General features: G+C 69.1%; 18 protein-coding genes. 17 read left to right on the forward strand and 1 reads right to left on the reverse strand.

Going from position 1 to position 17,222, the window contains the following annotated elements; genetic code table 11:
- Both AC1DQP_RS06020 and thrC read left to right on the forward strand, forming a co-directional pair.
- On the forward strand, nt 1–857 hold an 857-nt coding region (locus AC1DQP_RS06020), incomplete at its 5' end, for a homoserine kinase (protein WP_478051256.1).
- A gap of 34 nt (nt 858–891) precedes the next feature.
- Nucleotides 892–2,187 (forward strand): threonine synthase, encoded by a 1,296-nt coding sequence (gene thrC / locus AC1DQP_RS06025; protein WP_478051257.1) that lies wholly within the window; start codon nt 892–894, stop codon nt 2,185–2,187.
- A 115-nt stretch (nt 2,188–2,302) separates the two neighbouring features.
- Here thrC and AC1DQP_RS06030 read toward each other — a convergent pair whose 3' ends face one another.
- The gene (locus tag AC1DQP_RS06030; protein ID WP_478051258.1) at nt 2,303–3,058 is read right to left on the reverse strand and encodes a Crp/Fnr family transcriptional regulator; all 756 of its coding nucleotides are present in this window, start codon (nt 3,056–3,058) and stop codon (nt 2,303–2,305) included.
- A 141-nt stretch (nt 3,059–3,199) separates the two neighbouring features.
- Here AC1DQP_RS06030 and hisS point away from each other — a divergent pair, with 141 nt between their 5' ends.
- The 15 genes from hisS (at nt 3,200) to AC1DQP_RS06105 (ending at nt 17,165) form a co-directional block, all read left to right on the forward strand.
- Nucleotides 3,200–4,597, forward strand: a complete 1,398-nt coding sequence (gene hisS, locus AC1DQP_RS06035; protein WP_457319076.1) for a histidine--tRNA ligase — start codon at nt 3,200–3,202, stop codon at nt 4,595–4,597.
- Nucleotides 4,594–4,893: a hypothetical protein gene (locus AC1DQP_RS06040; protein WP_457319077.1), complete on the forward strand. Its 300-nt coding sequence runs from the start codon at nt 4,594–4,596 to the stop codon at nt 4,891–4,893. Before hisS ends, AC1DQP_RS06040 begins: the two co-directional genes overlap by 4 nt.
- Before the next feature lie 216 nt (nt 4,894–5,109).
- The gene (locus AC1DQP_RS06045) at nt 5,110–5,436 is read left to right on the forward strand and encodes a YerC/YecD family TrpR-related protein (RefSeq protein ID WP_478051259.1); all 327 of its coding nucleotides are present in this window, start codon (nt 5,110–5,112) and stop codon (nt 5,434–5,436) included.
- 12 nt (nt 5,437–5,448) lie between these two features.
- Nucleotides 5,449–6,360: an ATP phosphoribosyltransferase gene (gene hisG / locus AC1DQP_RS06050; protein ID WP_256773897.1), complete on the forward strand. Its 912-nt coding sequence runs from the start codon at nt 5,449–5,451 to the stop codon at nt 6,358–6,360.
- A complete protein-coding gene (gene hisD / locus AC1DQP_RS06055; protein WP_478051260.1) occupies nt 6,357–7,652 on the forward strand; it encodes a histidinol dehydrogenase in 1,296 nt (431 codons plus the stop codon). The genes hisG and hisD overlap by 4 nt, the downstream gene beginning before the upstream one ends.
- A complete protein-coding gene (hisC, locus tag AC1DQP_RS06060) occupies nt 7,649–8,740 on the forward strand; it encodes a histidinol-phosphate transaminase (RefSeq protein WP_478051261.1) in 1,092 nt (363 codons plus the stop codon). The genes hisD and hisC overlap by 4 nt, the downstream gene beginning before the upstream one ends.
- Entirely contained in the window at nt 8,737–9,810 is a 1,074-nt protein-coding gene (gene hisB, locus AC1DQP_RS06065; protein ID WP_457319407.1) for a bifunctional histidinol-phosphatase/imidazoleglycerol-phosphate dehydratase HisB, read from the forward strand. The genes hisC and hisB overlap by 4 nt, the downstream gene beginning before the upstream one ends.
- Entirely contained in the window at nt 9,807–10,409 is a 603-nt protein-coding gene (gene hisH / locus AC1DQP_RS06070) for an imidazole glycerol phosphate synthase subunit HisH (RefSeq protein ID WP_256773893.1), read from the forward strand. The genes hisB and hisH overlap by 4 nt, the downstream gene beginning before the upstream one ends.
- Nucleotides 10,406–11,140: a 1-(5-phosphoribosyl)-5-[(5-phosphoribosylamino)methylideneamino]imidazole-4-carboxamide isomerase gene (gene hisA / locus AC1DQP_RS06075; RefSeq protein WP_256773892.1), complete on the forward strand. Its 735-nt coding sequence runs from the start codon at nt 10,406–10,408 to the stop codon at nt 11,138–11,140. Before hisH ends, hisA begins: the two co-directional genes overlap by 4 nt.
- Nucleotides 11,134–11,910: an imidazole glycerol phosphate synthase subunit HisF gene (gene hisF, locus AC1DQP_RS06080; protein ID WP_478051262.1), complete on the forward strand. Its 777-nt coding sequence runs from the start codon at nt 11,134–11,136 to the stop codon at nt 11,908–11,910. Before hisA ends, hisF begins: the two co-directional genes overlap by 7 nt.
- Nucleotides 11,900–12,523 (forward strand): bifunctional phosphoribosyl-AMP cyclohydrolase/phosphoribosyl-ATP diphosphatase HisIE, encoded by a 624-nt coding sequence (gene hisIE, locus AC1DQP_RS06085; RefSeq protein WP_256773890.1) that lies wholly within the window; start codon nt 11,900–11,902, stop codon nt 12,521–12,523. The genes hisF and hisIE overlap by 11 nt, the downstream gene beginning before the upstream one ends.
- A 93-nt stretch (nt 12,524–12,616) precedes the next feature.
- A complete protein-coding gene (locus tag AC1DQP_RS06090) occupies nt 12,617–14,215 on the forward strand; it encodes a calcineurin-like phosphoesterase C-terminal domain-containing protein (protein ID WP_478051263.1) in 1,599 nt (532 codons plus the stop codon).
- 163 nt (nt 14,216–14,378) lie between these two features.
- The gene (locus tag AC1DQP_RS06095; RefSeq protein WP_457320605.1) at nt 14,379–15,377 is read left to right on the forward strand and encodes a glucokinase; all 999 of its coding nucleotides are present in this window, start codon (nt 14,379–14,381) and stop codon (nt 15,375–15,377) included.
- A 58-nt stretch (nt 15,378–15,435) separates the two neighbouring features.
- Nucleotides 15,436–16,434, forward strand: coding sequence for a glycosylasparaginase (locus AC1DQP_RS06100; RefSeq protein WP_457320607.1), 999 nt, complete (start codon nt 15,436–15,438; stop codon nt 16,432–16,434).
- Nucleotides 16,431–17,165: a copper homeostasis protein CutC gene (locus tag AC1DQP_RS06105; RefSeq protein WP_457320609.1), complete on the forward strand. Its 735-nt coding sequence runs from the start codon at nt 16,431–16,433 to the stop codon at nt 17,163–17,165. Before AC1DQP_RS06100 ends, AC1DQP_RS06105 begins: the two co-directional genes overlap by 4 nt.
- Nucleotides 17,166–17,222: the final 57 nt, after the last annotated feature.

Consider the following 17,222-nt stretch of genomic DNA (forward strand, 5'->3'; position numbering starts at 1 on the left):
TCCTTGGGCATGCCATCGCCGGAGTCGGCGATACGGTCAGCGTGCGTCGCATCGCCACGCCCGAGGTGCGCATCGTGGCGATCCGTGGCACCCCGTTCGCGCTGCCGCTCAACGCCGCCGACAACACGGCCGGTGCGGCACTGATCGCGCTGCGCGAGGCGCTGGCGCTGCCGTTCGGCTTCGAGGTGGAGATCGACAAGGGCATCGCGCTCGGCTCGGGCATGGGCGGCTCGGCGGCATCGTGCGTGGCCGCGCTGGTGGCGGCCAACGCGCTGCTGGACGCCCCGTTGTCGCGGCAGGCGCTGTATCCGTTCGCGCTGACCGGCGAGGCGGTGGCCAGTGGCGGCCGGCATGGCGACAACGTCGGGCCGATGCTGCTCGGGGGGCTTGTGCTGAGCACGGCCGAGCGGCTGGTACCGATTCCCGTGCCGGACGCCTGGCACAGCCTGCTGGTACATCCCGATGCGGTGCTGGAAACCCGCCGTGCACGCGCCGCGCTGCAGGGCAGTTATGCGCTGGGCGAGTTCGTGCAGCAGAGCGCCAACCTGGCGCTGGTACTGAGCGGATGCTTCAACGCCGATGCATCGCTGGTCCGCGCCGGGCTGCGCGATGTGCTGGTCGAGCCGCGCCGTGCCGGGCTGATTGCCGGCTTCCCTGCAGCACGTGATGCCGCGCTGGCTGCCGGTGCGATGGGTGCCAGCATTTCCGGTGCCGGCCCCAGCGTATTTGCCTGGTTCGAGCATCGCGACGCGGCGCTGGCCGCACAGGCGGCGGTGCAGCAGGCCTTCGCCGAGGCCGGTTTCGACAGCCAGGGCTGGGTGTCGCCGTTGAACGCCCCCGGCGCGCAGTTGCTGTGAGCCGCGTGTTTCCCCTTTTTCTCCAGGACCGCCGATGAACTTTGTCTCCACCCGCCACAACGCGCCTGTCGCGACCCTGAGCCAAGCCATCGCCGCCGGGCTTGCCCCGGATGGCGGACTTTACGTGCCAGCGCAGCGACCACAGGCGCAGGCATGGCGCGCGCATGGCACGCTGGCGCAGGATGCCGCAGCGGTGCTCGCCGCCTATTTCGAGGGCGACCGGTTGGCCCCGCAGCTGGACCGGCTGTGCGCGCAGGCATTCGATTTTCCCGCGCCGCTGCGCCCGCTGAGTACGCCGGGCGATCATGTGCTGGAGCTGTTCCATGGCCCCACCGCCGCGTTCAAGGATTTCGGTGCGCGCTTCCTTGCCGCCAGCCTGGCCCAGCTACAGCAGGAGCGCGCGCAGCCGCTGACGATCGTGGTCGCCACCTCCGGCGATACCGGTGCGGCGGTGGCGGCTGCCTTCCACCGTCAGCCGGGCATCCGCGTGGTGGTGCTGTATCCCGACGGGCGCGTGTCACCCCGGCAGGCTCACCAGTTGGGCTGTTTCGGCGACAACATCCACACCCTGCGCGTGGCCGGCGCCTTCGATGACTGCCAGGCGATGGTCAAGCAGGCCTTGGGCGATCGCACCTTGCAGGCGCAGGTGCCGCTGAGTTCGGCCAACAGCATCAGCCTGGGCCGTTGGCTGCCGCAGATGAGCTACTACGCGCATGCAGCGCTGCAGCATCACGTGGCCACCGGGCAGGTGCTCAATCTGGTGGTGCCGACCGGCAACCTGGGCAATGCGATGGCGGCGGTGCTGGCGCGGTCGATGGGGCTGCCGCTGGGGCGGATCGCGCTGGCGACCAATGCCAACGACGTGCTGCCACGGTTCTTCCATGGCGGCCCCTACCAGCCGGCCACCAGCGTGGCGACCGTGGCCAACGCGATGGACGTGGGTGCACCGAGCAACTTCGAACGGCTGCGCTGGTTGTACGCCGACGACGATGCCGCGCTGCGTGCCGATTTCCGTGTCGAGGCCGTCGACGATGCGGCGATCCGCGACCTCATCGCGCGGCGCTGGGCGCAGGCCGGCGAACTGTTCTGCCCGCATACCGCCACCGCCATGGTGCTGCTGGAGCAGCTGCGCAGCGAAGGCGTGCAGGGCGATTGGGCGGTGGCCGCCACCGCGCACCCGGCCAAGTTCGAATCGGTGGTGGAACCGCTGATCGGCCAGGCGCTGGACGTGCCCCCGGCGCTGGCCGACCTGCTCCAGCGCCCGGCACACGCCGAACCCTGTGCACCGGATTACCCAGCGCTGCGCGAGGTCCTCCTCAATCTACGGTAGTGCCGAGCCACGCTCGGCAGGCGGGCAGCCGCCCCTGGATCAACGGTAGTGCCGAGCCATGCTCGGCAGGCTCTCGCCCGAACCCCTCCACCCGCGCCACAACGCGGCCACCGCCTCACTCCGCGCCGGAAAGCCTCTGCAGTCCCGCTTCGTCAAGAATCTCCACGGTGTTCAGATGCGGCAGGGCGATCAGGCCCTGCTGGCGCAGCTTGGTGAACGTACGGCTCACCGTTTCCATGGTCAGGCCGAGGTGGTCGGCGATGTCGCCGCGCCCCATCGGCAGCGTCACCCGCAGACCGTCCGCGCCCAGCATGGCTTCGCGCGCGGCCAGCCGCAGCAGGAAATCGGCCAGCTTTTCGGCCGGCTGCAGGCGGGCCAGCGACAGCGCGGCATCCTGGGCGTCATCCAGCGCCTGGCACGCGCGCTGCAGCAGCTTGCGTTCCAGATGCGGAAAACGCTGCCGCAGGTCTTTCATCTGCGGCAGCGCGACGCGGCAGACACGGCTGTCGGCGATCGCTTCGATGTCGTAGCGGTGGCTGTCGCTGCCGGTCAGGCCCAGGTAGTCGCCCGGCAGCACGAAACCGCTGATCTGGCGGCGGCCGTCGGCAAGGGTGCGGACCAGGCGCAACGCGCCGGCAGTCAACGTATAGACATGTTGGCGTGCCTCACCGGCGCGGGCCAGCGTGGCGCCCAGCGGCAATGCCTGCGACACGGTTACCCGCTCCAACGCCTGCCCCTCGTCCGGGGACAGTGCCGAACACACCGCCAGGTGGCGCACCGAGCAGTGCAGGCAGTCGCGCAGCGGCGCGCAGCCCGGGCTGGCGGGATCTTCAACGGCGGAAAGCGCGGTACCGGAGTGGGGCCGGGTCATGTCGAACCAGGGAGCGGGGCCTGCTTATGATACGTCATGCGGCCGCAGGCCCGGGCCGGAGCGATGGATGCAGGCCCGCCGGTTCGGCTGCGGCTAGAATATGCACCTCGCTCATCCCCCCGATTCGCAGGAGTTCCGCAAGTGATCAAGCCCCGTACGCCGCCCGGCATCATGGAATTGCTGCCACGCGAGCAGATCGCGTTCCAGCGCATGCTGGACGTCATCCGCCGCAATTACGAGCGGTTCGGGTTCCTGCCGGTGGAGACCCCGGTGTTCGAGCTGTCCGACGTACTGCTGACCAAGTCCGGCGGCGAGACCGAGCGGCAGGTGTATTTCGTGCAGTCCACCGGTGCGCTGGCCAATGCCGCCGACGCGGGCGACAAGGCGTTGCCCGAGCTGGCCCTGCGCTTCGACCTGACCGTGCCGCTGGCCCGTTACGTGGCCGAACACGAACACGACCTGACCTTCCCGTTCCGCCGTTACCAGATGCAGCGCGTGTACCGCGGCGAGCGCGCCCAGCGTGGCCGTTTCCGCGAGTTCTACCAGTGCGACATCGATGTGATCGGCAAGGACACGCTGAGCACGCGGTACGACGCCGAGGTGCTGGCGGTGATCCACGCGGTGTTCGCCGAACTGCGCATCGGCGATTTCTCGGTGCAGTTGAACAACCGCAAGCTGCTGCGCGGCTTCTTCGAAAGCCTGGGCGTGGCCGACGGCGAACGTCAGCTGGCGGTGCTGCGTGAAGTGGACAAGCTGGACAAGCGCGGCGCCGATTACGTGCGCGAGACGCTGGTGGGCGAGGGCTTCGAGATTCCCGCCGAGCAGGTGGAGCGCATCCTGGCGTTCGTCGCGGTGCGTTCGAGCAGCCACGCCGACGCGCTGGCGCAGTTGGACGCGCTGCTGGCCGACCCGGCCGCCAGCGACACGCTGAAGGTGGGCGTGGCCGAGCTGCGTGAAGTGCTGGAGCTGGTCAAGGCGCTGGGCGTGCCGGAAACCGCGTACTGCCTGAATTTCTCCATCGCCCGTGGCCTGGATTACTACACCGGCACCGTTTATGAGACCACGTTGACCGACCACCCACAGATCGGCTCGATCTGCTCGGGCGGCCGTTACGAAGACCTGGCCAGCCATTACAGCAAGTCCAAGCTGCCGGGCGTGGGCATCTCCATCGGCCTGACCCGCCTGTTCTGGCAGCTGCGCGAGGCCGGTCTCATTGCCGGTATCGAAGACAGCAGCGTGCATGCGCTGGTCGCGCTGATGGACGACGTCAGCCTGCCGCAGTCGCTGGATATCGCCCGTCGCCTGCGCGTGGGCGGCATCAACGCCGAAGTGCAGATGGAGCCGAAGAAGATCGGCAAGCAGTTCCAGTACGCCGCCAAGGCGGGCATCCGCTTCGTGGTGCTGGCCGGTGAGGACGAGCTGGCGCGTGGCGTGGTGGCGGTGAAGGACCTGCTGCGCGAGCAGCAGTTCGAGGTGTCGCGCGACGAATTGGCCAGCACCCTGCAGGTGGAGCTGGAACAGGCCAAGGTCATGCCGTGAAGCGGGTAGTGGCAGGGGCGCTGTTGCTGCTCCTGCTCTGCGCCTGCCGGAGCGATCCGGCGCTGCACAGCGATCGGATCGCTCCGGGACATTACCGGTTGGTGGTTGATCGCTGTCATGTGATCGACCAGCGCCAGCTTGAGCAGGACCTGCGCACGTTGGCCGGCAAGCAGTGTCCAGACGGGGCAGGGGCGCTGGAGGCCGTGCAGCCGATCCCGAGCCGCCAGGGCACCCTGTTGGGGGAGTGCCTGCGCAGCGGGGCCTTGCGCGCCGAGGTGCGTTGCAAGGCGCGATAGCGTCTTGGGTTGCTTTGCTGGCGCCCGCCTGCCGCCCTCCCTTTTTGCTGTGCAGCCGACCATGGGTCGGCTCTACCACGACCGCCCCCCCGACGCCCGCGACCGCGGGCGTTTTTCGTTTTCAGCGACTGAACGGGCCCCACTGTGGGCCGTAGGGCGGTTTGACCCAGTGGCGGCACTTGCGCTAATGTAATAGCACGCTATTACATTGATACGATGAAACTACGTCCCGTACCCCGCGAGAAAGACGCCCAGGCCGATCTGGCCTCGCTGGCGCGTGCGTTTGCCGCGCTGTCCGACCCGGAGGCGGTTACTGCCTTCCTGCGCGACCTGTGCACCCCGGCCGAGCTGGAGGCGCTGTCCGACCGCTGGAAGGTGGTGCCGCTGCTGCAGCAGGGCGTGCCGTATCGCGAAATCCATGAATTGACCGGTGTGAGCGTGACCACCACCGGGCGCGTGGCGCGCTCGCTGGACCATGGCCACGGTGGCTATGCCGCCGCCATCGCCGTGAGCGCCGCGCCCACACCCCCCGAATCCGAGTAGAGAGCCGCCCCCATGAGTGCAACCCAGAACGCCCCGGCCCGTGACCGGCTGCGGATCGCCATCCAGAAAAGCGGGCGGCTGGCCGAGCCGGCGCGCAGCCTGCTCACCGCCTGCGGGCTGAGCTGGCGGCAGAGCCGCGACAAGCTGTTCTGCTACGGCGAATCGCTGCCGGTGGACCTGCTGCTGGTCCGCGATGACGACATCCCCGGGCTGATCGCCGATGGCGTGTGCGACTTCGGCATCGTCGGCCGCAACGAACTGGACGAGCAGGGCGCCGCGCGCCGTCGGCTCGGCCTGCCCGATGCCTACCAGGCGCTGCGCGGGCTCAACTTCGGCCAGTGCCGGCTGATGCTGGCGGTGCCCGAAGAGTGGGAATGGACCGGGGTGGAACAACTGGCCGGCAAGCGCATCGCCACCAGCTACCCGGCGATCCTGGCCGACTGGCTGGCCGCACGCGGCGTGGACGCGCAGGTGGTGGAACTGTCCGGGTCGGTGGAAATCGCGCCGCGACTGGGCACCGCCGACCTGATCTGCGACCTGGTGTCCAGCGGCGCGACCCTGGCCGCCAACCAGCTCAAGCCGGTGGAAACCCTGATCGAAAGCGAAGCGGTGCTGGCCGGTCCGGTGCGCACGCCCGATGACGCCCGYGCCGGGCTGATGGCGATGCTGCTGCGGCGCCTGGATGGCGTGGTGAAGGTGCAGGACAGCAAGCTGCTGATGTTCCGCGCCGCGCTGGACCGGGTGTCCGAGCTGACCCGGCTGCTGCCCGATGCCGACCCGCTGGTGCAGTTGCCCGATGACGGCGGCCACCTGCGTTTGCAGACGATGTGCCACGGCGCGTTGACCTGGCAGCGGTTGGAGGACCTGGAACGCGCCGGTGCGCAGGGGTTGATGGTGTTGAGCGTGGAGCGGTCGCTGGCATGAATCGTCTGACGTGGTCCCAATTGGATGCCGGCGCCCAGGCGCAGGCCTTGCAACGCCCGGTCCAGGCCGTGGCGGGGCGCACCCGTGAATCGGTCGCGGCGTTGATCGCGGCGGTGCGCGCGGGCGGCGATGCCGCGCTGCGCGAGATCACCCTGCGCTTCGACGGCGTGGCGCCGGAAAGCTTCGAAGTGAGCGAGGCGGAATTCGCCGTGGCCGAACAGGCGGTGTCTGCCGAACTGCGCCAGGCGATGACCGATGCCGCTGCGCGGATCCGCACCTTCCACCAGGCGGGCATGAGCCAGGGCTATGCGGTGGAGACCGCACCGGGCGTGCGCTGCGAGCGCGTCGTGCGTCCGATCGGTCGCGTCGGCCTGTATGTACCGGCCGGCAGCGCGCCGTTGCCGTCGACCGCGCTGATGCTCGGCGTGCCGGCACAGCTGGCCGGCTGCCGCGAAGTGGTGCTGTGCACGCCCCCGCGCAAGGACGGCAGCGCCGATCCGGCCGTGCTGGTGGCCGCGCGCCTGACCGGCGTGCACCGGGTGTTCAAGCTCGGCGGTGCGCAGGCGATCGCCGCGATGGCCTATGGCACCGACAGCGTGCCGGCCTGCGACAAGCTGTTCGGCCCGGGCAACAGTTTCGTGACCGAAGCCAAGCAGCAAGTGGCGCAGGACGGTGCCGCGGCGATTGACATGCCGGCCGGGCCGTCGGAAGTGCTGGTGATCGCCGATGCGGGTGCCAACCCGGCGTTCGTGGCCGCCGACCTGCTGTCGCAGGCCGAGCACGGCCCGGATTCGCAGGTGCTGCTGCTTACCGACGACGCGGCGATGCTCGACCGCGTGGCCGCCGAAGTGCAGGCGCAGTTGGCACGGCTGTCGCGTGCGGATATCGCCGCGCAGGCGTTGCAGGCCTCGCAGCTGATCCGGGTCGATTCGCTGGAACAGGCCTTCCAGATCAGCAATCGCTACGCGCCCGAACACCTGATCCTGGCCCTGCGTGAACCGCGTGCGTGGCTGGAGCAGGTCGAAGCGGCCGGCTCGGTGTTCCTGGGCGATTACACCCCCGAAGCACTTGGCGACTACTGCAGCGGCACCAACCACGTGCTGCCTACCGCCGGCGCCGCCCGCGCCTACAGCGGGGTGAGCGTGGCCAGCTTCCAGAACCTGATCAGCGTGCAGTCGGCCACCGCGCAGGGCATCGCCGCGATCGGTGGCTGCGCGCGCGTGCTGGCACGTGCCGAAGGCCTGGACGCACATGAAAACGCGGTGACCCTGCGCATGGAGGCCGCCGCATGAGCGCCTCGTCGTCGGTGATGTCGCTGGTGCGCCCGGACCTGCAGGCCTTTGCGGGTTATTCCTCGGCGCGCAGCAGTGCGCTGGTGGGCGATGTGTGGCTCAATGCCAACGAATCGGCCTGGGCTAACCCGGCCGACAGCGAAGGCCGCGCGCGCCGCTATCCGGACCCGCAGCCGGCTGCCTTGCGCGCCCGCCTGGCCGATCTTTATGGCWGCGCCCCGGATCAATTGTTGATGGGGCGCGGCAGCGATGAAGCGATCGACCTGCTGGTGCGCGCGCTGTGCGAACCGGGCCGGGATGCGGTGCTGGTGACGCCGCCGGTGTTCGGCATGTACGCGGTGTGCGCACGCCTGCAGAACGCACCGCTGCTGGAGGTGCCGCTGCGCGATGACGGCGACGCACTGAACGTCGATATCGACGCGGTGATCGCCGCCGCGCTGGCCGGCAACGCCAAGCTGGTATTCCTGTGTTCACCGTCCAATCCGGCCGGCAGCGCGATCGCGCTGGCGCAGATCGAGCAGGTGGCCCGTGCGCTGCAGGGCAGGGCGCTGGTGGTGGTGGATGAGGCCTATGCCGAGTACGCGGTGCTGCCGTCGGCGGTGTCGCTGCTGGCAACGTACGACAACCTCGCTGTGCTGCGTACCTTGTCCAAGGCGCACGCGCTGGCGGCGGCCCGGATCGGCAGCCTGATCGCCGCGCCGGCCCTGATCCAGCTGCTGCGCCGCTGCCAGGCCCCGTATCCGATCCCCGGCCCGTGCGCCGATCTGGCCCTGGCCGGGCTGAGCGAGAGCAACCTGCAGCTGACGGCGTCACGCGTGGAGCGGATCAAGCTGGAGCGCAACCGCCTGCAACAGGCGCTGGCGGTGCTGCCGGGGGTGCTGCGGGTCTATCCCTCGCAGGGCAACTACCTGCTGGTCCGCTTCGCCGATGCGCAGCAGGCCTTCGACGCGTTGCTCGATGCGGGCGTGGTGGTGCGCGACCAGCGCGCTGCGCCGCAGCTGCACGACGCGCTGCGCATCACCGTGGGCAGCACCCTGGAGAACGATCGCGTGCTCAGTGCGCTGTCGGTACGGAGGGTTGCCGCATGACGCCCATCCTGTTTGTCGACCGCGACGGCACGCTCATCGAGGAGCCGGCCGATTTCCAGATCGATGCGTACGAGAAGATCCGCTTCGTGCGCGACGTGATCCCGGCCATGCTCAAGCTGCGCGATGCCGGTTACCAGTTCGTGATCGTCAGCAACCAGGACGGCCTCGGCAGCGAAAGCTATCCGCAGGCCAGTTTCGAGGGTCCCAACGACCTGATGCTGCAGATCTTCGCCAGCCAGGGCATCGTCTTCCGTGACGTGCTCATCGACGGCACCTGGCCGCACGACAACGCACCGACCCGCAAGCCGGGCATCGGCATGATGCTGTCCTACCTGCAGGACCGCAGCATCGACTGGGCCCGCTCGGCGATGGTCGGTGACCGGCCTACCGACATCCAGTTCGCCGACAACATGAAGATCCGCGGCTTCCAGCTGCGCACCGGGCAGTTCGGCGGCGACTGGGACTGGAACGGCATCGCCCATGAACTGGCCGATGCGCCGCGCCGCGCCGTCGTGCAGCGCAATACCAAGGAAACGAAGATCCGCGTGGAGGTCGATCTGGACCGCACCGCCGAGCCGCAGACCCATACCGGACTGCCGTTCTTCGACCACATGCTGGAGCAGATCGGCAAGCACGGCGGGTTCGCGCTGAGCGTGCAGGCCGAGGGCGACCTGCACATCGACGAGCACCACACCATTGAAGACACCGGGCTGGCACTGGGCCAGGCGTTGCGTGAGGCACTGGGCGACAAGCGCGGGATCGGCCGCTACGGGTTCACCCTGCCGATGGACGAGACCCTGGCCAGCGCTGCGCTGGATTTCAGTGGGCGTCCCTATTTCGTGTTCGAGGGCGAGTTCAAGCGCGAGCGGGTGGGCGACATGCCCACCGAGCTGGTGCCGCACTTCTTCCGCTCGCTCTGCGATGCGGCCGGACTCAACCTGCACCTGAACGTGCGCGGCGACAACGACCACCACAAGGTCGAGGCCTGTTTCAAGGCGCTGGCGCGTGCGTTGCGCCAGGCGCTGCCGCGGCAGGGCACCGCCTTGCCGAGCACCAAGGGGGCGCTGTGAGCGAGGTCGCGCTGATCGATGCCGGTGGCGCGAATCTTGGCTCGGTGCGCTATGCGCTGGAGCGGCTGGGCGTGCAGGTGCGGCTGGTGCGGGATGCGAAGGGGCTGCGCGGGGTGTCGCGGGTGATCCTGCCCGGCGTGGGCGCGGCGCCGCATGGCATGGCGCGCCTGCATGCGCAGGACCTGGTGCAACCGCTGCGCGACCTGGAGGTGCCGCTGCTGGGCATCTGCCTGGGCATGCAGCTGCTGTTCGAGGGCTCCGAGGAAGGCCACGTGGAATGCCTGGGGTTGATGCCGGGAGTGGTGCGCCACCTGCATCCGGCCACCGGCATCCGCGTGCCGCACATGGGCTGGAACCGGCTGCTGCCGCTGCGCGAATCGGATCTGCTGGCGGGTGTGCCAGAGCGCGCCAGTGCGTACTTCGTGCACAGCTACGCCGCGCCGTTGGGTGAGCACACCGTGGCGGCCTGCGATCACGGCGGCCTGTTTGCCGCCGTGGTGCAGCGCGGCCGCCATAGCGGGGCCCAGTTCCATCCCGAACGGTCCGCCGCCACCGGCGCGCGGATCCTGCGCAATTTCATCGAGAACGAATCGACATGAGTTTCACCGTCTATCCCGCCCTGGACATCCGCGAAGGCCGCGTGGTGCGCCTGCTGCAGGGCGACTACGCGCAGCAGACCACCTATGGCGACGACCCGCTGCCGCGTGCGCAGGCCTTTGCCGACGCCGGCGCGGACTGGATGCACCTGGTCGATCTGGATGCCGCGCGGGCGGGTGGCTACACGCTTTCCCCGCTGCTGTCCTCGATCGCGCAGCAGACCCCGCTGAAGGTGCAGACCGGCGGTGGCGTGCGCTCGCGCGACGACGTCGCGCGCATCCTCGATGCCGGCGCGACCCGCGTAGTGGTCGGCTCGGTGTCGGTCCGCGAGCCGGAAACGGTGATCGGCTGGCTCGGTGAGTTCGGCCCGGAGCGGTTGACCATCGCACTGGACGCCCGCCAGGCCGACGACGGCCGCTGGCTGCTGCCGGTGCATGGTTGGACAGAAACCGCCGAGGACACGCTCGACGTGCTGGCCACGCGGTATGCCCAGGCCGGCATGCGGCACCTGCTGTGCACCGACATCGCCCGCGACGGGATGCTGTCCGGCCCCAACATCGGGCTGTACCAGCATCTGGCAGCGCTGCTCCCGGGCGTGGCCGTGCAGGCCTCCGGTGGCGTGCGCAGTGCCGCCGACGTGGCCGACGCCAAGGCGGTGGGTTGCGGTGGTGCCATTCTCGGCAAGGCCTTGCTGGAAGGCCGCATGACCCTGCAGGGAGCGCTGGCATGCTGAGCCGTCGGCTGATTCCCTGCCTGGACGTGCGCGACGGCCGCGTGGTCAAGGGCGTGCGCTTCCGCGATCACGTGGACATGGGCGACATCGCCGAACTGGCGCTGCGTTACCGCGACCAGGGCGCCGATGAGCTGGTGTTCTATGACATCGGCGCTAGCCCGGAAGGGCGCGCGGTGGACGTGGCGTGGATCGAGCGCATCGCGCGGCTGATCGACATTCCGTTCTGCGTGGCCGGCGGCATCAGCGATGTGGAGACCGCGCGCCGGGTGCTGTATGCCGGCGCCGACAAGATCTCGATCAACTCGCCGGCACTGGGTCGTCCGGCGTTGATCGAGGAACTGGCCGATGCCTTCGGCGTGCAATGCGTGGTGGTCGGCATCGACTCGGTGCGCGAGGCGGACGGGGAATGGCGGGTGCGCCGCTTCAGCGGCGATCCGGACAAGACCCAGGCGGTCCCCGTGCGTACGTTGGACTGGCTGGTGGAAGCGCAGCGCCGCGGTGCCGGTGAGATCGTGCTGAACTGCATGGACAGTGACGGCGTGCGCCGCGGTTACGATGTGGCCCAGCTGCGCCAGGCACGCGCGTTGTGCCAGGTGCCATTGATTGCTTCCGGTGGCGCCGGTGAGATGCAGCACTTCGCCGACGTGTTCGACCAGGCCGACGTTGATGGCGCGCTGGCCGCCAGTGTTTTCCACAGTGGCGCCATCGCCATTCCCGCGCTCAAGCAGTTCCTGCGCGCGCAGCAGAGCGAGGTTCGAGATGTCTATTGAAGTACTGCCCTCGCGCGAGGCCCTGGACGGGCTGGACTGGGCCAAGGGCGATGGCCTGCTGCCGGTCGTGGTGCAGGACGCCGATACCCTGGCGGTATTGATGCTGGGCTACGCCAACGCCGCATCGCTGGCGCAAACCCTGGCCACCGGGCACATGACCTTCTACAGCCGCAGCAAACAGCGGCTGTGGACCAAGGGCGAGTCCTCGGGCAACGTGCTGGCCGTGGTCGCCGTGCGCATCGATTGCGACCGCGACACCCTGCTGGTCAGCGCCCGCCCCGCCGGCCCGACCTGCCACACCGGCAGCGAAAGCTGCTTCGCGCAGGCACCGGGCAACTTCCTCGGCCGCCTGGATGCGCTGGTGTTGCAGCGCGAGCAGCAGCGCCCGGCCGGCAGCTACACCACCACGCTGTTCGAAGGCGGCACCCGCCGCATCGCCCAGAAGGTGGGCGAGGAGGGCGTGGAAACCGCGCTGGCGGGGGTGGTGCAGGACGACGCCGCGCTGCTCGGTGAATCGGCGGACCTGCTGTTCCACCTGATCGTGCTTTTGCGCGCGCGCGGGCTGTCGCTGGACGATGCGGTGCAGGTGCTGGCAACGCGGCACGCACGCTGAGCGCGACCGCGCGTGCCGTTTAACGTCGGTGAAACGCGGCACACGCGATGATGTGCCGCTTTACAATCACCCACCCCTGAACGGACTGTCCCGATGACCCGCACTGCTGCCTGGCTGGCCTGCCTGCTGTTGACCACCGCACCCGCCCTGGCCGCCGAGGTGACCGTGAGTGGCAAGGTCTACCAGGAGCGCGACGGCAAGCCCGGTCGCGGGCCGACCGATCCGGGCCTGGCGGGGGTGCAGGTCTCCAACGGCGAAACCATCGTGCGCACCGCCGCCGATGGCAGCTACAGCCTGCCCGTGCGCGAGGGGCAGACGGTGTTCGTGATCAAGCCCGATGAGTATCGCTTCCCGGCCGCGGACAACGGGCTGCCGGCCTACTGGCGTCATTACGCGCCGCAGGGCTCACCGCGGCTGAAGTACGACGGCATCCACGCGACCGGCACCAACACCCGCAACTGGGATTTCGCGCTGGAGCCGGCCAAGGGCAGCGATGCGGCACGCGCCGGGTTCGAGATGCTGGTGTTCACCGATTCGCAGACCGCCAGCAAGGTCGACATCGATTACTACCGGCGCGCCATCGTCGAACCGATCATCGGCAAGCATCCGGCGCGACTCGGCACCACGCTGGGCGACATCGTCAACGACGACCTGGACCTGTACCCGACCATCAACAAGGCCACCGCGCAGCTGCAGGTGCCGTGGTTCCATGTGCCGGGCAACCACGACCTGGATGTCGATGCCGGCGACGACCGCCATTCGCTGGACAGCTGGCGGGCGGTCTATGGCCCCGATACCTACGCGGTGGAGGAGGGCGGGGCCAGCTTCGTGTTCCTCGATGACGTGGTCTACGACCCCAAGGCCAAGCCGACCTACGTGGGCGGCTTGCGCGCGGACCAGTTCACCTTCCTCGGCAACTACCTCAAGGGCCTGCCGCGCGACCGGCTGGTGGTGCTGGGCATGCACATTCCGCTGTTCGATGCCGCCCCGGGCCGCGAAACCTTCCGCCATGCCGACCGCACGCGCCTGTTCGGGCTGCTCAAGGATTTCCCCAACGTGCTGGTGCTCAGCGGCCACAGCCACACCCAGCAGCACTACTACCACGGTGCCGCCGAAGGCTGGCAGGGGGCAAAGCCGCTGCATGAGTACAACGTCGGCGCCGCCTGTGGTGCGTTCTGGTCCGGAGTGAAGGACAGCAGCGGCATTCCCGACGCGACCATGAGCGATGGCACCCCCAACGGCTATGCGCTGCTGTCGGTCAAGCCCGGCGGCGACTACAGCCTGCGCTACTACGTGGCGCGCGCGCCGGAGGATTACCAGATCGCCCTCCACGCCCCCAAAGTGCTGCGCAAGGACGCCTACCCGGCATGGGGCGTGTACGCCAATGTGTTCATGGGCCAGGCCGATACGCGGGTGGAATACCGCGTGGACAATGGCGGCTGGCAGGGCATGAAGCGGGTGGAACAGCCGGACCCGCGCCTGCTGGTGGAGAACATGGCCGACGACCAGGCCGAGACGCTGCGCGGTTTCGATCGTTCGCCCGAAGCCACGCCATCGCCGCATCTGTGGCGCGGCGCGCTGCCGACCAATCTTGCTGCCGGCGAGCACAAGGTTGAAGTGCGCGCGGTGCATGCCGATGGCCCCACGTCCACGGCCAGCACCACCTATCGCCTGCAGGTGGCCAAGCCTTGATGGCGCTCGCGCATACGCTCCGGTACGGCAACGTCCGCTTTGCAAACCGGGGCCGATCGCCGAAAATCGTGCAGAGTTGTTCGATCCCAGCCAAGGCCTGCGAGTGAGCGTTGCGGTACCGTTTCCGGACCCTGTTCCGGCCCTTCCCGACGCGACGTCTGCGATGACGCCCGGCTTGGAATCCCCGGTTGAACCGGTCATCGTCGCCGACGTCGGCGGCACTTTCGCGCGCGTGGCCCTGGCCGAGCTGCGCGACGGCCAGCCGCCGCACCTGCATGGTCTGCGCCGCTACAACTGCGCCGAGTTCGCCAGCCTGGCCGCGATCCTGGCCGACTTCATCGCTGTCACCGCGCATCCGGTGGATACCGCTGTGGTGGCGATCGCCGGCCTGCTCGAAGGCGACCACCTGGTCAACACCAACCTGGCCTGGCCGGTATCGGTGGAGGCCACCCGCGCCGAGGCCGGGCTGCGCTCGCTGGCCTTGATCAACGATTTCGAAGCGGTGGCCTACGCCATCCCCTGTGTGCAGCCGGAGACACTGGTAGCGCTCAATGGCGAGCGCGGCAGCGACAATTCGCCGTGGCCGGCGCTGGTACTTGGGCCCGGCACCGGATTGGGTGCGGCGCTGCGCTTCCAGGGCGGCGATCAGCCGGTGCTGGCCAGCGAAGCCGGCCACGCCGCATTGACCGCCGGCAACGCGTTGGAGTTGGAGATCCTGCGCCAGATGCAGCAGCGGTGGGAACACGTGGACCAGGAGCGGATCCTGTCCGGCAGCGGCCTGATGAATCTGTATCCGTGCCTGTGCGGCATCCGTGGCGTGGCACCCCGCTGGCAATCGACCGAAGCGCTGATCGCCGCCGCGCATGCGGGCGAGGACGCGCTGGCGGTGGAGACGCTGCAGGTCTTCAGTGCATGGCTGGGCAGCCTGGCCGGCGATCTGGCGGTCACCTTCGGCGCGCGTTCGGTGTACCTGGCCGGCGGCATTTCCACGCGCATTGCGCCGTTCCTGCAGGCCGGTGGCTTCCGTGCGCGCTTCCTGGCCAAGGGGGTGATGTCGCGGGTGCTGGCGCAGGTGCCGGTGTGGCGGGTGGAACACGGCGAGCTGGGCATGCTGGGCGCGGCGGTATGGCATGCCGCGCGCCGCGAACGCGCGGTGGCATGAACGCATCCCGCCCGGATGCCGGGCGGAACAACCACAGCTGTTGCAGGGGAGGGTTCAGATGACCGATCGCAGGCAGTTCCTCCAGGCCGGTGCATTGGCCGCCGGTGCGCTGGCGTTGCCGCGCGTGCGTGCGCAGGCACGTTCCGGCGCGCGGGTAGTATCCACCTGGGATTTCGGTGTCGGCGCCAATCAGGCTGCGTGGAAGGTGTTGTCCGGCGGCGGCAGTGCGCTGGATGCGGTGGAAGCGGGCGCACGCTGGGCCGAGAGCGAGCTGTGCAACCCCACCGTCGGCCGCTGCGGCAATCCCGATCGCGACGGCGTGCTCAGCCTGGACGCCAGCATCATGGACGGCGACGGCCGCTGTGGTTCGGTGGCGGCGCTCACCGACATCCTGCATCCGGTGTCGGTCGCCCGCAAAGTAATGGAGAACACCCCGCACGTGATGCTGGTCGGGCAGGGGGCGCAGCAGTTCGCGGTGGAACAGGGCTTCGAGCGCCAGAAGCTGCTCACCCCTGCGGCGGAAAAGGCCTGGCGTGAATGGCTGAAGACCGCCCAGTACACGCCTGAGATCAATGCCGAGCGGCGTGGCCGTCCGGGCGACAGCAGCAACCATGACACCCTGGGCATGCTGGCGATCGACGTCAATGGCCGCCTTGCCGGTGCATGTACCACCAGCGGCATGGCGTGGAAGCTGCACGGGCGCGTGGGTGACAGCCCGATCATCGGCGCCGGTCTGTACGTGGACAATGAGGTGGGCGGCGCAACCGCGTCGGGCGTCGGCGAAGAAATGATGCGCAACGCGGCCTCGTTCCTGGTGGTGGAACTGATGCGCCAGGGCCGCTCGCCGGCCGACGCCTGCCGCGAGGCGATCGCGCGGCTGGTGCGCAAACGCCCGGAGGCCAGCAAAACGCTGCAGGTGTGCTTCCTCGCCTTGGACAAGCACGGCGAGGTCGGTGCGTACGCGCTGCACCGTGGCTTCGTCTATGCCGTGTGCGACAAGGACCGCCAGGATGACCTGCGCGATTCGGCCTCGGTCTATACCAGCGAGCAGACATGAGCCCACCGCGCCGGGTGCTGGAAATCGCCTCGAACTCGGTGGCCTCGGCACTGGCCGCACAGGCCGGCGGCGCCGACCGGATCGAACTGTTCGACAACCTCGCCGAGGGCGGCACCACCCCGTCCCACGGCAGCATCGCCGTGGCCCGTCAGCGCCTGAGCATTCCGTTGTTCGTGCTGATCCGCGCGCGCCCTGGCGACTTCCTCTACGACGCACTGGAAACGGAGATCATGCTGCGTGATATCGCGCAGTGCCGGGCACTGGGCTGCGATGGCGTGGTGATCGGCGCGCTGGATGCCGATGGCGGCATCGACGTGGCACTGTGCCGCGAGCTGGTGCAGGCGGCGGGACCGATGCAGGTGACGTTCCATCGCGCCTTCGATGCGGCGCGCGATCTTCCGCAGGCGTTGGAGCAGGTGATCGCGCTCGGCTGCCAGCGCGTGTTGAGCTCCGGCGGGCAGGGCAGTGCCGAGGCCGGTGCGGACGCGCTCGCAACGCTGGTGGCCCAGGCCGATGGCCGCATCAGCGTGATGGCCGGTGCGGGAGTCAGTGCCGGCAACATCGCCGCCATCGCCGCCCGCAGCGGATGCCACGAGCTGCACGCGTCGGCCAAGGCCACGCAGCGCTCGCCGATGCGTTTCCACAACCCCGCGCTGACCGGGTTGTCGCCCGACCGGACCGCCACCGACCCGGCAACCGTCGCCGCCCTACGCGCCGCCCTCGACCGGTAGAGCCACCCCATGGGTGGCTGCCTTTCTGTGCGGCACCGCGTGCAGCCACCCATGGGG

This window comes from Stenotrophomonas sp. P5_A8, from assembly GCF_056400545.1.